This window comes from Pseudomonas sp. TH41, from assembly GCF_016650695.1.
In the GTDB taxonomy this organism is placed as follows: domain Bacteria; phylum Pseudomonadota; class Gammaproteobacteria; order Pseudomonadales; family Pseudomonadaceae; genus Aquipseudomonas.
The window spans coordinates 1,140,621-1,158,985 of record NZ_JAEKFH010000005.1; the positions used below are offsets into that span (position 1 = coordinate 1,140,621).

15 protein-coding genes, 1 tRNA gene and 2 pseudogenes are annotated in these 18,365 nt (G+C 59.0%); 12 read left to right on the plus strand and 6 right to left on the minus strand.

Annotation, left to right across the window (positions count from 1 at the left end; all coding sequences use genetic code 11):
* Positions 1–29: 29 nt before the first annotated feature.
* The 9 genes and pseudogenes from uca to JFU37_RS23645 form a co-directional block, all read left to right on the plus strand.
* Positions 30–3,686: an urea carboxylase gene (gene uca, locus JFU37_RS23605; RefSeq protein ID WP_201119429.1), complete on the plus strand. Its 3,657-nt coding sequence runs from the start codon at positions 30–32 to the stop codon at positions 3,684–3,686.
* A 25-nt stretch (positions 3,687–3,711) separates the two neighbouring features.
* A complete protein-coding gene (gene atzF, locus JFU37_RS23610; protein WP_201119430.1) occupies positions 3,712–5,490 on the plus strand; it encodes an allophanate hydrolase in 1,779 nt (592 codons plus the stop codon).
* 291 nt (positions 5,491–5,781) lie between these two features.
* Positions 5,782–7,269: a sensor domain-containing diguanylate cyclase gene (locus JFU37_RS23615; RefSeq protein ID WP_201119431.1), complete on the plus strand. Its 1,488-nt coding sequence runs from the start codon at positions 5,782–5,784 to the stop codon at positions 7,267–7,269.
* Positions 7,270–7,275: 6 nt separating this feature from the next.
* A complete protein-coding gene (locus tag JFU37_RS23620; RefSeq protein ID WP_201119432.1) occupies positions 7,276–7,470 on the plus strand; it encodes a cysteine-rich CWC family protein in 195 nt (64 codons plus the stop codon).
* 57 nt (positions 7,471–7,527) lie between these two features.
* Positions 7,528–8,220, plus strand: a complete 693-nt coding sequence (locus JFU37_RS23625) for a pseudouridine synthase (protein ID WP_201119433.1) — start codon at positions 7,528–7,530, stop codon at positions 8,218–8,220.
* 312 nt (positions 8,221–8,532) lie between these two features.
* A complete protein-coding gene (locus JFU37_RS23630) occupies positions 8,533–9,417 on the plus strand; it encodes an alpha/beta fold hydrolase (RefSeq protein WP_201119434.1) in 885 nt (294 codons plus the stop codon).
* Positions 9,418–9,597: 180 nt separating this feature from the next.
* Positions 9,598–9,671 (plus strand) — tRNA-Gly (locus JFU37_RS23635).
* A gap of 818 nt (positions 9,672–10,489) precedes the next feature.
* Positions 10,490–10,753, plus strand: coding sequence for a short-chain dehydrogenase (locus tag JFU37_RS23640; RefSeq protein ID WP_201119435.1), 264 nt, complete (start codon positions 10,490–10,492; stop codon positions 10,751–10,753).
* Between the two features lie 82 nt (positions 10,754–10,835).
* Positions 10,836–11,108: pseudogene (locus JFU37_RS23645) on the plus strand (type II toxin-antitoxin system HicB family antitoxin); the annotation flags it as partial.
* A gap of 505 nt (positions 11,109–11,613) precedes the next feature.
* On the opposite strand, the gene tam reads toward JFU37_RS23645, so the two are convergent.
* On the minus strand, positions 11,614–12,384 hold the full coding sequence (gene tam, locus JFU37_RS23650) for a trans-aconitate 2-methyltransferase (RefSeq protein ID WP_201119437.1): 771 nt from the start codon (positions 12,382–12,384) through the stop codon (positions 11,614–11,616).
* Positions 12,385–12,653: 269 nt separating this feature from the next.
* Between tam and JFU37_RS23655 the strand changes: the two genes are divergently transcribed.
* The gene (locus JFU37_RS23655; protein WP_201119514.1) at positions 12,654–13,064 is read left to right on the plus strand and encodes a low affinity iron permease family protein; all 411 of its coding nucleotides are present in this window, start codon (positions 12,654–12,656) and stop codon (positions 13,062–13,064) included.
* Positions 13,065–13,109: 45 nt separating this feature from the next.
* On the opposite strand, the pseudogene JFU37_RS23660 reads toward JFU37_RS23655, so the two are convergent.
* The 4 genes and pseudogenes from JFU37_RS23660 to JFU37_RS23675 all read right to left on the minus strand — a co-directional run bounded on the left by JFU37_RS23660 (position 13,110) and on the right by JFU37_RS23675 (position 16,036).
* Positions 13,110–13,615, minus strand: a pseudogene (locus tag JFU37_RS23660) (DUF4142 domain-containing protein).
* 75 nt (positions 13,616–13,690) lie between these two features.
* Positions 13,691–13,849, minus strand: a complete 159-nt coding sequence (locus JFU37_RS23665; protein WP_201119438.1) for a KGG domain-containing protein — start codon at positions 13,847–13,849, stop codon at positions 13,691–13,693.
* 116 nt (positions 13,850–13,965) lie between these two features.
* Positions 13,966–15,312, minus strand: a complete 1,347-nt coding sequence (locus JFU37_RS23670; protein WP_201119439.1) for a sensor domain-containing protein — start codon at positions 15,310–15,312, stop codon at positions 13,966–13,968.
* An 85-nt stretch (positions 15,313–15,397) separates the two neighbouring features.
* Positions 15,398–16,036 (minus strand): LysE family translocator, encoded by a 639-nt coding sequence (locus JFU37_RS23675; RefSeq protein ID WP_201119440.1) that lies wholly within the window; start codon positions 16,034–16,036, stop codon positions 15,398–15,400.
* Positions 16,037–16,273: 237 nt separating this feature from the next.
* On the opposite strand from JFU37_RS23675, the gene JFU37_RS23680 reads away from it, so the two are divergent.
* On the plus strand, positions 16,274–16,513 hold the full coding sequence (locus tag JFU37_RS23680) for a CopG family ribbon-helix-helix protein (protein WP_201119441.1): 240 nt from the start codon (positions 16,274–16,276) through the stop codon (positions 16,511–16,513).
* Positions 16,503–16,787 carry a type II toxin-antitoxin system RelE/ParE family toxin gene (locus tag JFU37_RS23685; protein ID WP_201119442.1) on the plus strand — a complete coding sequence of 95 codons (285 nt, stop codon included), beginning with the start codon at positions 16,503–16,505 and terminating at the stop codon, positions 16,785–16,787. The genes JFU37_RS23680 and JFU37_RS23685 overlap by 11 nt, the downstream gene beginning before the upstream one ends.
* 150 nt (positions 16,788–16,937) lie before the next feature.
* Here the strand turns inward: JFU37_RS23685 and JFU37_RS23690 are convergent, their stop codons facing one another.
* Positions 16,938–18,269: an MFS transporter gene (locus tag JFU37_RS23690; RefSeq protein WP_201119443.1), complete on the minus strand. Its 1,332-nt coding sequence runs from the start codon at positions 18,267–18,269 to the stop codon at positions 16,938–16,940.
* Between the last annotated feature and the right edge of the window lie 96 nt (positions 18,270–18,365).

Here is an 18,365-nt window from a genome sequence, read left to right on the forward strand (position 1 = left end):
GATGCGTTATCGCCTCCGGGGGTTTTGCCATGTTCGAAAAAGTCCTGATTGCCAACCGTGGCGCCATTGCCTGTCGCATCCTGCGCACCCTGCGTGAACTGCAGGTCAAAGGCGTTGCCGTTTACTCCGAAGCCGATGCCGCGAGCCTGCACCTCCTGCAAGCTGACGAAGCCCACAGCCTCGGTGAAGGCGCAGCCGCCGGCACCTACCTGGCGGTCGACAAAATGCTCGCCATCGCCCGATCCACAGGCGCCACGGCGATCCATCCCGGCTACGGGTTCCTCTCGGAAAACGCCGCGTTCGCCGAAGCCTGCGAAGCGGCCGACATCGCCTTCATCGGCCCGACGCCAGAGCAACTGCGCGTCTTCGGCCTCAAGCACACCGCTCGCGCATTGGCCAAGCAACACGGCGTGCCGATGCTCGAAGGCACCGAACTGCTCGACAGCCTCGACGCGGCATTGATCGCAGGCTTACAGGTCGGCTACCCGGTGATGCTCAAAAGCACCGCTGGCGGTGGGGGCATCGGCATGCGCGTCTGCCGTAGTGCGGCCGAGCTGAGCGAATCCTTTGAAGCGGTCAAACGCCTCGGCCAGAACAACTTCAGCGACGCCGGGGTGTTCATCGAGAAGTACATCCAACGCGCGCGACATCTGGAAGTTCAGGTGTTCGGCGATGGTCGCGGCGACGTGATTGCCCTCGGTGTGCGCGACTGCTCGGTGCAGCGCCGCAACCAGAAAGTCCTGGAAGAGACCCCGGCGCCGAACCTGCCACAAGGCATGGCCGATGAGCTGTGTGCGGCGGCGATCAAACTGGCCAAGGCGGTGAACTATCGCAGTGCCGGCACCGTGGAATTCGTCTTCGACAGTGAAGATCAGCGCTTTTATTTTCTGGAAGTGAACACCCGCTTGCAGGTGGAGCACGGTGTCACCGAGCAAGTGTGGGGCGTCGACCTGGTCCGCTGGATGGTGGAACTGGCGGCCGGTGATTTGCCGCCGCTGAGTGAATTGAGCCAGGGTTTGAAAGCCGACGGCCATGCGATTCAGGCGCGGCTGTATGCCGAAGATCCGGGTCGCGACTTTCAACCGAGCCCTGGTTTGCTGACGGCCGTGAACTTCCCTGCCGCCGATGGCAAACGGCTGCGCATCGACACGTGGGTCGAGGCCGGTTGCGAAATTCCGCCGTACTTCGATCCGATGATCGCCAAGGTCATCAGTTGGGCGCCAACTCGCGAAACAGCACGCGCCGATCTGCATCAGGCGCTGGGCGACAGCCTGCTCTACGGGGTTGAAACCAATCGCGATTACCTGCGGCAGATTTTGCTTGATGCGCCGTTTGCCAACGGTCAGCCGTGGACCCGTTGCCTGGACAATCTGGTGTATCAGGCCAACACCTTTGAAGTGCTCAGCGCGGGGACTCAGACCAGCGTTCAGGACTATCCCGGTCGCCTCGGTTACTGGGCGGTGGGCGTGCCGCCCTCGGGTCCGATGGACAGTCGCGCCTTGCGGTTGGGCAATCGCTTGCTGGGTAACGACGAAGGCGCCGCGGCACTGGAAATCACCATGAGCGGGCCGTTGCTGCGCTTCAATTGTGAGGCTGTGGTGGCGGTCACCGGGACGGCGATTGCGCCGGTGTTGAACGGTGAAACCGTGGCGATGAACACGGCGCTGCTCATACCGGCCGGTGCCACGTTAAGCCTCGGCACGATTGCGGGTGCCGGCGCTCGCAGCTATCTGTGCGTGCGCGGAGGCCTGCAAGTGCCGGATTATCTGGGCAGCAAAAGCACCTTCACCCTCGGACAGTTTGGGGGGCATGGTGGTCGTGCGCTGCGCACTGGCGACGTGTTGCATGTGCCTGTTTTGAGCGACCGCCGCCATGGCGATCAACTGCCCGAAACACAGGTCACCGAGTTACCTGCCGTGCGGCAAATCCGGGTGATCTACGGTCCACATGGCGCGCCGGAATACTTCACTGAACACTACATCGGCACCTTCTTCGCCACTCAGTGGGAAGTGCATTTCAACTCCAGCCGCACCGGTGTTCGATTGATCGGGCCGAAGCCGGAATGGGTGCGTGCCGATGGGGGGGAAGCGGGACTGCATCCGTCGAACATTCATGACAATCCGTATGCGATTGGGGCGGTGGATTTCACCGGTGACATGCCTGTGATTCTGGGGCCGGATGGCCCGAGTCTGGGTGGGTTCGTTTGCCCGGTGACGGTGATCGAGGCGGACCTTTGGCAGCTTGGGCAGCTCAAGGCTGGGGATAAAGTGCAGTTCGTCCCGGTCGATCTCAAGACCGCCCGCAACCTCGCCCTGAAATGGGATCACTGTAGGAGCGAGCTTGCTCGCGATAGTGGCACATCCAACATTGATGCAACCGACACACCGCAATCGCGAGCAAGTCGAATCGTCGCACCGTCGCTCCTACAGGGGGTTGTGTCGCCGGTGGTGTTGGATATTGGTCAGGGGGATACGCGGCTGGTTGCACGTTTGTCAGGCGATACGCATTTGCTGCTGGAAATCGGCGCACCAGAGCTCGACCTGGTCCTGCGCTTCCGCGCCCACGCCCTGATGCAGGCGCTGGAAAGCCAACACCTGCACGGTGTGATCGACCTGACGCCAGGCATCCGCTCGCTGCAAGTGCACTACCAACCCGAGCAACTGCCACTGGCGGATCTGCTCGGCATCGTCGCCGGCGAATGGGACGCCGTGTGCGCCGCCAAGGACCTGCAAGTGCCGTCGCGCATCGTTCACCTGCCGCTGTCCTGGGACGACCCGGCCTGCCAGTTGGCAATCGAAAAGTACATGACCACCGTGCGCAAGGACGCGCCATGGTGCCCGAGCAATCTGGAGTTCATCCGTCGCATCAACGACCTGCCGAACCTCGACGAAGTGCAGCGCACGGTGTTCGATGCCAGCTATCTGGTGATGGGGCTGGGCGACGTGTACCTCGGCGCACCGGTCGCCACCCCGCTCGATCCGCGCCATCGCCTGGTGACCACCAAGTACAACCCGGCCCGCACCTGGACCGCGGAAAACTCAGTGGGCATCGGTGGCGCCTATATGTGCGTGTACGGCATGGAAGGCCCCGGCGGTTACCAGTTCGTCGGCCGTACCTTGCAGATGTGGAACCGCTACCGCGAGGTCGCTGCATTCGATGGCAAGCCGTGGCTGCTGCGCTTCTTCGACCAGATTCGTTTCTACCCGGTGAGCGCCGATGAATTGCTGCGCATTCGGCGGGATTTCCCGCTCGGGCGTTTCGATCTGAACATTCAACACAGCCAGTTGAACCTCGCGGATTACCAGGCGTTCTTGAGCAACGAGTCCGAGAGCATTGCCGCGTTTCGCAATCAGCAAAAACACGCGTTCGACGCTGAACGCGAGCGTTGGATCGCCAGCGGTCAGGCGCATTTCGACAGCGAAGAACTGGCCCCGCCAGTGACCGAAGACGCACCTCTGGCCAGCGGTCAACAGAGCATCGACAGCCACATCGCCGGCAACCTCTGGCAGGTTCAGGTTGAAACCGGCAGCCGGGTTCAGGCCGGCGATGTGCTGGTGATTCTGGAGTCGATGAAGATGGAAATCCCGCTGCTCGCGCCCATGGCCGGGGTGGTGCGCGAGATTCGCGTGCAACCCGGTTCGGCGGTGCGTGCCGGACAGCGCGTCGTGGTGCTGGAACTCGACTGAGCCCATTTTGAAAAGGATTAACGCCATGAACATCAATCTACAACTCGACGTCCTGCGCAGCGCCTACCGCGACGGCAGCCTCACGCCCCGGCAACTGCTGCTGAACCTGCGCGATAAGGCGGCGGCGCTGAACCCGGACTATCACCTGTTCATCCACTTGCTGAGTGTTGAAGAACTGGAACCCTATCTCGCCGCGCTGGATGATCGAGACATCGACAGTTTGCCGCTGTACGGCGTGCCGTTTGCGATCAAGGACAACATCGACCTGGAGGGCATTCCCACCACGGCGGCGTGCCCGGTGTTTGCCTATGTGCCAGAGCAGTCGGCGACCATCGTCGAGCAGTTGCTGGCGTTGGGGGCAATCCCACTGGGCAAGACCAATCTCGACCAGTTTGCTACCGGGTTGAACGGCAGTCGCTCGCCGTTTGGCGCGTGCCCAAACAGCGTGTTGCCGGAGTATCCGTCGGGCGGTTCGAGCGCCGGCTCTTCGCTGGCGGTTGCGCTGGGCGTGGCGAGTTTTTCGTTGGGGACGGACACGGCGGGGTCCGGGAGAGTACCCGCTGCATTGAATAATCTGGTCGGGTTGAAAGCCAGCAAAGGGTTGATCTCGACGGCGGGTGTGGTGCCGGCCTGCCGCACCCTCGATTGCGTCACGACGTTTACCGCGACGGCACGGGAAGCGAGTCAGCTGCTGGCGCTCACCGCACACCTCGATCCACGCGACGTGTACAGCCGCAGCAATCCGCTATGGAACGACGGCTCGGCGTTCGGCACACCGCGCCCCTTCCGTTTCGGCGTGCCGCGTGCGCAGGATCTGCAATTCTTCGGCTGCGCTGAAGGCCCGCTGTTGTTCGAGGATGCCGTCGACCAACTCAAGGCGCTGGGCGGCGAGGCGGTGGAACTGGATTTGACGCCGTTTCTGGAAGCGGCACGCTTGCTTTATGAAGGCCCGTGGGTGGCCGAGCGCTACAGCGTGGCGGGCGAGTTGATGGAGCGACATCCAGAAGCCGTGCTGCCGGTGATTCGTGCAGTGCTGGCCAAGGCGCCGGCGGTCAATGGCGTGCAAACCTTCCGTGCCCAGTACCGGCTGCAAGCCCTGAAAGCCCTGTGCGATCACGCGCTGGAAAATCTTGATTGCGTCGTCACCCCCACCCTCGGCCGCCCCGTCACGTTGGCGGAATTGGAGGCCGAGCCGGTGCTGCGCAATTCGGAACTCGGCTACTACACCAACTTCATGAACCTGCTCGATTACGCGGCCGTCGCGGTGCCGAGCGGTTTTATGGGTAATGGTTTGCCGTGGGGCGTGACGCTGTTTGGCCGGGCGTTCACCGATCAGTATTTGCTGAGCGTGGCGGATGCTTTTCAGCGTCAGCAAGGCTCGGGGTTATCGGCACCAACGACTGCCGCACGCAATGATCGCGCGCGGTTGGTGGTGTGCGGTGCGCATCTGGATGGGCTGGCATTGAACTGGCAGCTGAAACGGCGCGGTGCACGGTGGGTCGAGACGACGTTCAGTTCACCGGACTATCAACTGTATGCGTTGGCCGGTGGTCCGCCGTTTCGTCCGGGGATGGTCCGGGTGAAGGACGGCGGCGTGGCGATTGCGGTGGAGGTTTGGGAATTGCCGAGCAGTGAATTGGGCTCGTTTTTGACCGGGATTCCGGCGCCGCTGGGGTTGGGTAAAGTGCAACTGGCGGATGGGCGTTGGGAGAGCGGGTTTATCTGTGAGGCGTATGGGTTGGAGGGGGCTGTGGATATTAGTCACCTTGGCGGATGGCGTGCTTATCTGAAAACCCTTGGCTGACCGCATCCCCCTGTAGGAGCTGCCGCAGGCTGCGATCTTTTGATCTTGTTTTTTAAGAGCAAGATCAAAAGATCGCAGCCTGCGGCAGCTCCTACAGGGAACTGAGATCAGAACCTGTGGGAGCGAGCCTGCTCGCGAAGGCGGCAGCTCATCCAGCATTGATATGACTGACAGATCGCTTTCGCGAGCAGGCTCGCTCCCACAACGATCATTCGCGCCGCACATAGAGCAGCTATTCCCCCGCCGTGCCATTAGAATGCCTGCCATCGGGTCACTGCCAACGGAATTGTCATGCCGCCTCGCTCGCCGCTGTATTCGCAACGTTCGTTGGTCCTCACGCTGATAGCACTGCTGGGGGCAGGCTTCCTCGCTACGTCGTTCCTCAGTTACTACGCTTCGCGAGCGTCGATCCGCGACAACATCGTCAACACCGAACTGCCGCTGACGTCGGACACGGTCTACTCGGAAATCCAGAAAGACCTTGTCAGACCGATCCTGATTTCCTCGATGATGTCCCGCGACACCTTCATGCGCGACTGGGTGGTCAACGGCGAAAACGACCCTGAAAAAATGACCCGTTACCTCAACGAGGTCATGACCCACTATGGCGCCTACACCGCATTTTTCGTCTCCAACACCAGCCTCACCTACTACCACGCCAAGGGCGTGCTCAAACAGGTCAAAGCCACTGAACCCCGTGATGCGTGGTATTTCCGCGTACGAGACATGGCCGCACCCTACGAGATCAACGTCGACCCCGACCTTGCCAACAAGGACAACCTGACGTTCTTCATCAACTACAAGGTCTACGACTACGACAATCGCTTCATCGGCGCGGCGGGCGTCGGTCTGACGGTCGATGCGGTGATCAAGCTGATCGACAAATACCAGCAGCGCTACCAGCGCAGCGTGTACTTCGTCGATAACTTCGGGCACCTGGTGCTGACCGGGGCCGAGGGCGGCCCGCAAGGGGCGCATGTCGGCCAGAAACTCAGCGATCTGGACAGCATGAAGAACCTGGTCAGCCAGTTGCCCAAGCCCCACAGCGGCAGTTACGAATATTCTGCTCAAGGACAGGGCCATTTCCTCAATGTCCGGTTCATCCCGGAGCTGAACTGGTTCCTGTTTGTCGACAAACGCGAAGAAGGCGCCCTCAATGAGATCCGCCAGTCGTTGTACCTCAACCTGCTGATCTGCCTGTTCGTGACGCTGATCGTGCTGGCCCTGCTCAACCGCGTGATCAAAACTTATCAGGCCAAGATCCAGGCTCAGGCAACCCTCGACAGCCTGACCGAGCTGCCGAACCGTCGCGGCTTCGACCTGTTGGCCGCACAAGCCATGCACGAAGCCCGGCGAGAACCCAAACCGCTGACCGCGTTGCTGCTGGATCTGGACCACTTCAAGGCGTTGAACGACACCTACGGTCATCTTGCCGGCGATCAGGTGCTGATCGGCTTTGCACGGGATCTGGAGAGTTGCCTGCGGCACTCCGACATCGTCTGCCGCTGGGGCGGTGAGGAATTCATCGTGCTGCTCAAAGACACGAACGGTGAGACCGGTCTGATGATCGCCGAGAAAATTCGCCAACATGTCGAGCAACAGCGATATGCCTACAACGGCAACGCGCTTCAGCTGACCGTCAGCATCGGGCTGACCACCTTGCAGCCCGATGAAACCTTGCATACCCTGCTCTCCCGGGCCGATCATGCAATGTATCGGGCCAAGCAATCCGGCCGTAACCGCACCTGCGTAGAAATGTCTCACTCCTGCTATGACTAATCCTTTATGAACCGGCCTGAACAATGCCCAGCCTGCGGCGCCTCCAACGACTGCACCCTGGCCGATCCTCGCACCGCCGATCGGGCCTGCTGGTGCTATGGCGTCAGCATCGACCCGGCGGTACTCGAAGCACTGCCTACCGAGTTGCGCGACAAGTCCTGCCTGTGCCCGCGCTGCGCTCAGGTCGAGGCGCAGTTGTAAGCATCCTCCCGGCCGATCACGTAAGATGCGCGGCCCTTTTCCTGCCGATACCCCGTCATGCGTATTGACCGTTTCCTCAGCAACCTGCCGCGCTTCAACCGAAAGCAGGTTCGCCTGTTGCTGGTGGAAAAGCGCATCAGGGTCGACGGAAATATCGTCAGCGACCCGCACACCGAGGTCCGGGAATTCAGCCGCGTCGAGGTCGACGACGAGGTGCTGCAAACCGGCAAACCGGTGCGCCACTTCATGCTGCACAAGCCCGCCGGTTGTGTCAGCGCTACCCGTGATCCGGAACACCCGACGGTGCTCGACCTGATCCATGAACCGGATAAAGATGAACTGCACATCGCCGGTCGTCTGGATTTCAACACCACCGGCCTGATGCTCATCACCAACGACGGCAGCTGGTCGCGACGCCTGACCCAACCGCAGACCAAACTGCCCAAGGTCTACTACGTCGAGACCGAGCAGGACATCGGGCCGCACTACGCGCTGAAATTTACCGAAGGCCTGTATTTCGCCTTCGAAGACCTCACCACGTTGCCTGCCGAGCTGGTGCTGCTCGGGCCGAAATCTGCGCGTCTGAGCATCGTCGAAGGCCGTTATCACCAGGTGAAACGGATGTTCGGCCACTTTGACAACAAAGTATTGCGCCTGCATCGCGAACGCATGGGGCCGCTGGTGCTCGACGACTCGCTGAAGCCGGGCGAATACCGCCCGCTGAGCGATGAAGAGATCCAATTGATCTAAGCCGCCTACCGCTGAGCAGAAGTTGTCGAACAATTTACGAAAGACACTTGCGCGATGGCGTTGCCCCTGCTTGAATCAGGTCGTCAGCCGAAATGTGACTGACGAGTCACAACATACTTCTAAGAAACTTTTTGTCGGTTAGAGAACCCTCAGGTTCCGCCTCAGACCGGCAGACTGCCCGCCAATAATAATACCCGTCGACCTGCAGTACGGATCGACATGGGCCACAAAAATTCCAGGCATATGCCTACCTGTCACAAAGCTCGTGCAATCTCATTTGCGCGCATACCCGCTTGCCAGGAGTCTTATGACATGAGGCCAGAAATCGCTGTGCTGGATATACAAGGTCAGTACCGGGTTTACACGGAGTTCTATCGCGCAGACGCCGCAGAGAAGACCATTATCTTGGTCAACGGCTCGATGGCCACGACTGCGTCGTTTGCACAAACCGTGAAAAACCTTCACCCGCAGTTCAATGTGGTCTGCTACGACCAGCCCTACGCGGGCAAGTCAAAAGCCCACAACCTGCACGAGAAACTGCTGACCAAGGAAGTCGAAGGGCAGATCCTCCTGGAGCTGATCGACCACTTCGCCGCCGAACACGTGCTGTCGTTTTCCTGGGGTGGCGCCGCGACCCTGGTCGCCCTGGCCCACCAGCCACGACGCATCGAAAAAGCCGTGATCAGCTCGTTCTCCCCGGAGATCAACGCGCACATGCTCGATTACCTCGAGCGCGGTGTTGACTACCTCGGCAGCCGGGACGGTGACCGCGTCGGCAACCTGGTGAACAGCACCATCGGCAAACACCTGCCGACCCTGTTCAAACGCTTCAACTACCGGCACGTCAGCAGCCTGGCCGACCATGAATACGGGCAGATGCACTTCCACATCAGCGACCTGCTGCACAGCGATCGCCAGTGCTTTTTCAAAGCCGCCGAGAAAATCAACGTGCCGGTATTGTTCATGAACGGCGAATGGGACGAATACACCGCCGCCGATGGCGCCCGGTTATTCGCCGATCACGTGCAAAACGCCACGTTTACGACGCTGGATGCGACCGGGCACTTTCTCGACATGGAACACAAAGCCGCCTGCCGAGACAGCCGCAATGCATTGCTGGGTTTCCTGAAACCGGCACAGCATGAAAGCCGACCGCGTTACCACTACGTCCAGGATCAACATGCACTGGCAATCTGAAACAGAGTCATCGCGAGCAAGCCCTGCCCTACAGTGTTAAACGCATTCCTGTAGGCGCAAGGCTTGCCCGCGATAGACCGCCACGCGGTCTTTGCCCTGTGTCACCTGCGCTAAAGCGATCCCGCGTAAAGAAAAACTTCTTTTCCACGCGCACATCTGGTACAAAGTCAGCCGCTCTGAGCGGGTGTCGTATAATGGCATTACTCCAGCTTCCCAAGCTGATAACGAGGGTTCGATTCCCTTCACCCGCTCCAATCGAATTTTGATCTCACGTCGTTTTTTGACGGGGGATGCAGGTAAAAAAAACCGGCCTTGATGGCCGGTTTTTTTGTGTCTGGGGTTTGTGTTTCAACGCGGAAATTAGCGTTTTCCCATAAAGTCGCTGTTCTGTTAGCGTTTTTCTTGCCCAAACAAAGGATTCGCCGGCACCGACGCCCTGAATGATCAGGTCAACGCGGAGATCGTGTAATGCACATTAAAGGGGCAATCTTTGTGGGAGCGAGCTTGCTCGCGATGGCGGACTGTCAGGCAACGCAAGTGTTGACTGCGCCACCGTCATCGCGAGCAAGCTCGCTCCCACAAGGGTTGCAGTGTTCAACGCCTTAACTGATCGGCATTAGCCGTTAGTGGCCGTTTTTTTTGTGCGCGGGACTTTGATGAACACCTGTTTCTCCCCTGGAAGTAACAAGTCAACGCATACCAAATTCAAGTGCCGACGGCCCATTCTCCTAGGCTCTAAGCGAGGCCTATTTTAGAAAAGGCAACGTCCTACACTACTCTGGGAATTGTCCGTACACTTGCGCATTGCTGTGTCTTTGTCACGAGGCCTATAGTCCGATCCGCGTCCACATGGCGTATCGGGTTTGGCGACTCGATGGCAAGGCACAGAAATCTCCGAGCTAGCTCGGAGCGTTTCTGAACGCACTTGGCTACCTGTTTTTTGGTGGCTGTGCGTGGGAGATCTTCGGGTCTGCCGGTTTGTGCCTTGTCCGGTTCGCCAACCCGCGTACAGCTACCACCCTTTGTTTGGCGACGATGAGTGGTAGTTCACCTAACTTCAAGGTAATCACTCATGAACGAATATATGGCTTTAACCAGCAACGCCGACGACCTCCCCTCGCTCTATGTAAACACCACCCAACCGCTGCATTCACTGCTTAGCACCGCCCGCTACAGAATTGGCGCAGTGACGCAGATCCTTGAAAACCTCGCCATGCGCGGCGACATCACAACTGACTCGGTAATCCTCAGCGACTTCGCATTGCTTTGCTGCATACCCTTGCGCGACGGTTGCGATGTGCTGGACGTCATTGCTCGACGCATGGATGCGCAATAGTTTGACGAGAAATGAGGGCGCCTTTCGGGGCGCCCTTTGACGTCATGGCATCAGCAACTGGATCCGCGTGAGGACAGTGAACATGCTTTACCCGATTGCGATTTCAATGGGCGATGACAAACACGCGTGGGGCATAGCCGTCCCGGATGTCCCGGGTTGTTTTTCCGCCGGGGAAGATCTGGACGATGCGAAGGCTATGGCTCGCGAAGCCATTGAGGGTCATTTCGAACTACTGGCTGAAAACGGTTTACCGATTCCACCTGCCAGTAACGTCACGCTGCACACAGCCAATCAGAAATACGCGGGATGTGTCTGGGAAGTGGTAGAGATCAACATGTCCAAGTACTTTGGCGAAACCCACTAGCATCGACGCATAAGGCAGTCCCGATCAGTTAAGCCGCAACACGAGCTGTAGCAGCTGGCGAAGCCTGCGTTCGGCTGCGCAGCAGTCGTGAAATCAGACTACGCGGTGTTTCAGGAAGACCTCGCGCACAGGTTTTACGACTGCTTCGCAGCCGAACGCAGGCTTCGCCAGCTGCTACGGATTGTGTCGCGCCTTTAACAAACGGCATTACCCCGAACACCGTTTCTTTTGTTAGTTTTTTGCCTCCCCACATATAGTTTGCGTATAGATCCCCGCGAGCCAGTAAAGAAGCCGTAGCAGCGCATTGAGCCTGACAACAGATGCCTTACTCTGCCAGCTCACCTTTCACTTAGAGGTCAGCATGGACCATTCAGAGTTCGGGATCATGATCATTTCAATGATTGGGTTGTTCGGCTTTGCTTCGTTTGTTTTTGAATACTTGAGTGCCAGGAAAAGGGGCCGATAACGTTCAGCGTTATCCGTCCCTTTTTTTGCGTTAGCGGGTCGCGACGATGAACAATCGCGGGAACGGCAGCAGCACCGAGCCATCGCTCAGCGCCGGATAAGCCTGCTCGATCGCGGCGTGATATTGCTTGAGGTATTGCGCCTTTTCCGCGTCATCCAGCGGTTCGAGAAATGGCCGCAAACCGCTGCCCTTGAACCACTCGACCACGCCCGCCGCACCGCCCGCCAGTGGATGATGGTAGGTGGTGCGCCAGACATCGACTCGTGCACAGTGCGGCCGCAGCATCGAGTAGTAAGCGCTGGCACTGGCCATTTCCGTCCGCTGCCCGGCGGCGTCCGCCAATTTACTGGCCCACGGGCCCTCAGCGGCCACTTCGCGCATCAGGCGATGGGACGGCTCGTTGAGGTTGTCAGGCATTTGAATGGCCAGGCTGCCGCCCTTGGTCAGTCTGGCGGCCAGCGAAGGCAGTAACATCGCGTGATCGGGAAGCCACTGCAACACCGCGTTGGCGAATATCACGTCGAACGGACCGTTGTCGTCCCAGGTTCCGATATCAACAGTGTCGAACTGCACGTGCGGCAAGCGCTTACGGGCGGCGTCGATCATATCAGTTGAACTGTCCACGCCACGCACGGTGGCGTCAGTGAAGCGCTCTACCAGCAACTCCGTCGAATTGCCGGGGCCGCAACCGATGTCGATAGCCGACCGCGCATCCACGGGCGGGATCGCCGCGAGCAGATCTCGAGCCGGACGTGTGCGTTCATCTTCAAAAGCGACGTATTGCTTGGCGGACCAACTCATTGCGTTCTCCTGTCGGCGTGTTGTCGTGGGCAGGGGCAGACAACCGGTTCGCTACGATACCTCGACTGACACTCGCTTCCCTATCAACACCTTATTTGTAGGAGCTGCCGCAGGCTGCGATCTTTTGATCTTGCTCTTAAAAACAAAAAGATCGCAGCCTGCGGCAGCTCCTACAAGGGCGGCGCAGGAGAAATACGAACATGTCATCAGAATTTTCATCCCGCCCGCGCTGTCACAAAATCAGGCGCATCCCCATAAGGAGCACGGCAATGAAATTCGCAAAAATCTCTCAGAAGCTCGCCCTGTGGGCCGGCAGTCCCCGGACGTTTCTCGGGGCAATTATTCTGATTTTCCTGTGGGGGTTAAGCGGGCCGATTTTCCATTTCGACGACACCTGGCAACTGATCATCAACACGTCGACCACCATCATCACTTTCCTGATGGTGTTCCTGATTCAGAACACGCAGAACCGCGACACGGACATTTTGCATTTGAAGATTGATGAGTTGTTGCGAGTGACGACGGAGGCGCAGAACGCGATGCTGGGGCTCGAAGCGCTGGACCTCAAGCAGTTGGAAGCGCTGAGAAAGCAGTATCGGCAACTTGGCGAGGGCGAAACGATTTCCTTGGACGGGACCGTCGTCCAGGAAAAAGACAAGCCAGATTTGAATGAAAGCTGATCGGAAAATCGCGGGTGGCCGGAGGTCACCCGCGCGCGCCGATGTTTAGCGACTCGCTTGCAGCGCCTTGGCCATTTGCAGATGGTTTTGCAATTTAGGCAGCGTTTCTTCAGCGAAGGCTTTAATTTCCGGCACGTCAGTGGTCTGCGCTACCTGCTGCAGTTGCTCGATGGCTTCCTGGGTAGTTTTCACCTGACTGGCGGCGTAGGCCTGGTCGAAGCTCGCGCCGTCCATCACTTCCGGCATCAGGGCTTTGGCCTTGTCGATGACTTCTTCGCGTGGCGCCACCGGCAAATCGAGTTGCTTGGCGATTTTCGCCAGATGCTGATTGGCGGTGGTGCGGTCATTAATAACAATGATGGTGTAGTCCTTGACCTCTTTTGATTCGGTTTTCTGATGCGCCAGGCGACTGGCTTCGATTTCGGCCATGCCTTTGGCCGAGGCATCGTTGATGAATTCGGCGGGCGACTGGGCAAAGGCACTGCTGTGGCGCACAGGCCCAGTACCGCGGCAAAACTGGCATTGCGTAATCGGGTGGCCATCCGGCTCATGGTCGCGCCCTCCTCAAAATAAAATTAAAACGGGAGCTTTCGCCCCCGCCTTTCAATCAAAACTACCTTCACCCACTATTTGGATTTCTGACCACCTTTGCGGCCCATTTCTGGTTTCACAGGGTCTTTATCGACAGTCGTGGTGGTAGTTTTCCCACCTTTGCGACCGGCTTCAGACGCCTTCGTTCGATCGTTGGCGAAGTTTCCCGAGTTCGAGTTTCTTGAGTTAGGCATGATTCTCTACCTCTTGGTGATGATCGCGACGAGCAGGTGCCCGCATAGAATCTGAATTTCGATCCGCAAAAAGGTTTAGAAAACCTGATAACGCCGCGACGAACGGCGGCGAATGCTCAGACCAGTCGCAGGTGATGCTCGCGCTTGGCGCTGTACATGGCTTCATCGGCATGTCGGAACAATTGTTTTTCATCAGTGCCATGGTCGGGGTATCGCGCCACACCGATGCTGGTATGAACGTTCAGGCTGTGCCCGTCCAGACGCAGCGGCTGAGCCAGCACCTGACGGATTTTACCCGCGACGCTGTCGGCGTCTTCCGAGGCGTGGATACTGTGTAACAACACCACAAACTCATCACCGCCAATGCGCGCCACCGTGTCGGTTTCCCGCACGCACCCCTTGAGCCGATTGGCGACCGCTTGCAGCATCATGTCGCCGACAGCATGGCCATGGGTGTCATTGACCTGTTTGAAACGGTCGAGGTCGACGTACAGCAAGGCCATTCGACCGCACTCCTGACGAGCCACCGCCAGCGAGTCTTTGAGACGCTCGCGGAGCAATTCGCGGTTGGGGAGCTGGGTCAGTTGGTCGTACTGGGCCATCTGCTGCAGCCGGGCATGCAATTGTTTGCGCTCGATCGCAGTGGCGACCTGGGCACAAACGTACTGCAACAGTTCCTTATCCTGCTCGGTGTAGCGCTCGCCACCCGGTACGCTTTTGACGATCAGCGCGCCGATGGTGCCGTTTTGCGAGTTCAGTGGCACGCCCAGCCAGCAAGGCGAATTCTGTTCAGCCACCAGCCCCTCGAATCCTGCGGGTGGAACGTCCTGGTCGGGGGTCAGCAAAATCGGCAGGCCGGTGCGAATGACCTCGGCACACAGTCGCCCGGTGACCGTTCCGGGCTGCCCGGGTTGCGGCTCGCGATCATCAACGTGATAGGGGAAGTTCAGTTGTGCACAGTGTTCGTCGTACAGCGCGACGGAAAAATTCAGCGCCGGCAACCATTCACCGATGATCAGGTGGATGCGTTTGAACAGCGCCAGCAAATCTTCCGCCGCGTGGGCCGCTTCGGAGATCGCATACAACGCCGCTTGCCGGGATTCCGCCTGCTTGCGCTCGGTGATGTCGCGCGCCACGGCGATGCGCAACTGGTCGACCTCAGACCAGCGCGCCGACCAAAGGATGTGCACCACTCGGCCATCCTTGCGCAAGTAACGGTTTTCAAAGTTGAGCTTGGGCTCGCCGCCCATGATTTCCCGTGCGGCATCAAGGGTGCGCTGACGGTCGGCTGGATGCACCAGATCGATCATTGGCTGTCCGATCAGTTCGTCCGGGGTGTAGCCGAAAATACGCTCGCAGGCCGCGCTGACAAACACGAAGCGACCTTGTTTATCGACCGCACAGACGGCGTCCAGCAAGAGATCAATGTAGCTCGCCAACGGCGCGGAATTTCTGGTTGCCATGGTGCAGAGAGCGTGTCCGGACAATGCAGCAAAAAGAAACCATCCTTGACCGATGAGCAGAACTGGCGCGTCCCGGCAACCAGTATCAAGCCTTGTTCGTCACCAACCCCGGCAATGCATGCGCCAGGGCATTGATGGCAAAACCGATAAACATGACCCCACACAGCCGGGTGATCAACAGCTCATGCCGTTGATACAACGTGCGTACCTGCTGCGCACCGACAATGCCAATGAGGATAGCGTAGGCCATCAGACCGCCGATGAAGCTCAGGACGATCAGCCACGGCAACATCGACCAGTGGAGCAACTCTGCACGACTGGAGAGCAGCGCGGTGAACGTTGCCACCGCAACCGGGTACGCTTTCGGATTGGTCAGACCAAACAGAATGCCGTGCCAGAACGGTTGTCGCGCCGGGCCCTGAGGCGCGTCGGCGCTGCTGCGACGGGCACGAACCGCGCGCATGCCCAGCCAGAACAGATAGAGCCCGCTGAGCACGCCCAGCACATCGAATGCCGTGCTGCCGATTTCCCTCGCCCCCACAATCGCGACGAGCGCCGTGCTGCACCAGACCACGTCCCCAAGCAAATGCCCGCAAAGAAACCCCGCCCCCGCCCGTCGACCACGGGCCGCGCCGATGCCAAACACCGCCAGCACACCCGGTCCGGGCGTGATGCCGTAGATAAAACCGGAAGCGAGAACGGCCATTAGCAGCGATGGGGTCATTGGAAATCCTTTTGAACTACCGGGTGAATGGACGCAAGTCTATCTCAGGACTTTGCGCATCGACTGACTGATCGTTAAAGAACTTTACGTCCGCACTGGGGCCCGACGCCTCAACCGCGCACGGTCCTTAGCTCCGTGAGTTCATTCAAGCATTTGTTACGACAGACGAACGGCCGGCCTATTACCCTATATGACGCTGTAGTATGTTGTATTACAAACCACTACATCGAGACTGCCATGTCCGTCATGTCTTTGCGCCTGCCAGACGAAATCGCCGATACCCTCGCCACTCTTTCTAAAGCTACAGGTCGCAGCAAGTCATTTCTTGCCGTGGATGCGTTGCGCGAATACCTGGCACGAGAATCATGGCAAATTGAGGAAATTCAGAAAGCGTTGAAGGAAGCTGATGCAGGTGACTTCGCAACGCCCGAAGAAGTGAAAGCAATCGCAGACAAGTGGGCTGCCAATGCGCGTTGAGTGGCTGCGTACCGCATTAAAAAATCTGGATGACGAAGCAGCCTATATAGCCATTGAGAATCCAAAAGCCGCAGCGGAGTTCGTCCAAGCCATTCTCGCCAGCGTCGATCACCTTGCTAGCTTTCCTGCGACAGGACGAGAAGGTCGTTTGCCCGGTACTCGTGAATGGGTCCTGCCCGACCGGCCGTACCTGATTCCCTATCGAGTTCGCCAAGGTCGCCTACAAGTGCTTCGGGTCTTTCATACTCGGCGCCTTCCACCCACGAATTGGTAGATATCAGCGGCGACGGTGGTGTTGATTCAGTTTAGTGATTCGCTGGCTAAAGCAATTATTGCAACATGTTGAAGATCAAAAGATCGCAGCCTGCGGCAGCTCCTACAGGGATGCGTGGTCCATGCAGGAGCTGTCGCAGGCTGCGATCTTTTAAAACTTGTCGAGCGTGCGCAGCTTCTGCGGCAACCCCCACATCAGCAGCGCCACGGCGATCAGCGCGGCGACGCCGATGACGTACAGGGCCGGGGTGGTGCTGCCGGTCAGGTCCTTGATCCGCCCGACCATGACCGGGCTGACAATACCGCCGAACTGGCCAAGGGTGTTGATCACCGCGATCCCGCCAGCCGCCCCTGCGCCGGCACCGGCCAGCAGTTTTGGCGGCAAGGTCCAGAAGCTCGGGATGGAGGCGATGATCCCTGCGCCGAGCAAGCCTAGCGCGACGATCAGGAAGGTCGTGTGGTTGGCGAAGATGCCTGCACAGAAGAAGCCCACCGCTCCCACCGCGACCAACCCGGCGACAAACTTGCGGCGCTCGCCGGTCGAGTCGGACAACCGCCCGATCACCACCATGCTGATCGCCCCACAGATGTACGGGATCGCCGTCAACAAACCGATCATGACCGGGCTCTCGGTGCCGGCACTGCGGATCAGCTGCGGGGCCCAGAAATTCAAGCCGTAGGACGCCACCTGAATCAGGAAATAGATCAGCCCCAGCGTCAGGAAACCCGGAATTCGCAGCGCGGCGAGCAACGAACCGCCGCTCTTGTGCGGTTCATGGTGCGCGATGCGGCTGGCCAGCAGCGTTTTCTCGGACGGCGTCAGCCAATGAGCGTCTTCGATGCGGTCCTTGAGCAACGTCAGCACCAGCAAGCCGAGGCCGATGCACGGCACGCCGCCGAGCAGAAACAGCCAGTGCCAACCGCGCATGTCCAGGAAGCCATCGAGGTGTTGCAGCACCAGTCCGGAGAACGGTGCGCCCACCAGACCGGCAAACGCCGACGACAGGAACAACATCGAGGTGATACGCCCGCGATAGTGCTGCGGGAACCACAGCGTCAAGTAATACAGCACGCCCGGCGCAAACCCGGCCTCCATGGCGCCAATCACAAAGCGCAACCCGTAGAACTGCCATTCGCTGTTGACGAAGACCATCGCCGCCGTCGCAAGCCCCCAGGACATCATGATCCGGGCGATCCAGCGCCGTGCGCCGACCTTGTAAAGCATCATGTTGCTCGGCACTTCGAACAACACATAACCGACCACAAACAGCCCGGCGCCGAGGCCGTACGCGGTGTCGCTCAGGCTCAGGTCCGTCTGCAACTGGAACTTGGCGAAGCTGATATTGATGCGGTCAAAAAAAGCGAACAGGTAGCAGACCATAATCAGCGGCATCAGCCGCCAGGCGACCTTGCTGACCAGGGCTTTTTCTTCGTCGTGGCTAACGGACGGGCTTGCGCCCGCTTCCAGTACATTAAGGCTCATGGTGTTTCTCCAGGCGGACTTCCCGTGGGTGTCCGATTGTTTTTGTTGTCTGGTTGAGATAATCGGTGTGGAGGCCATTCATTGTGGGAGCGAGCC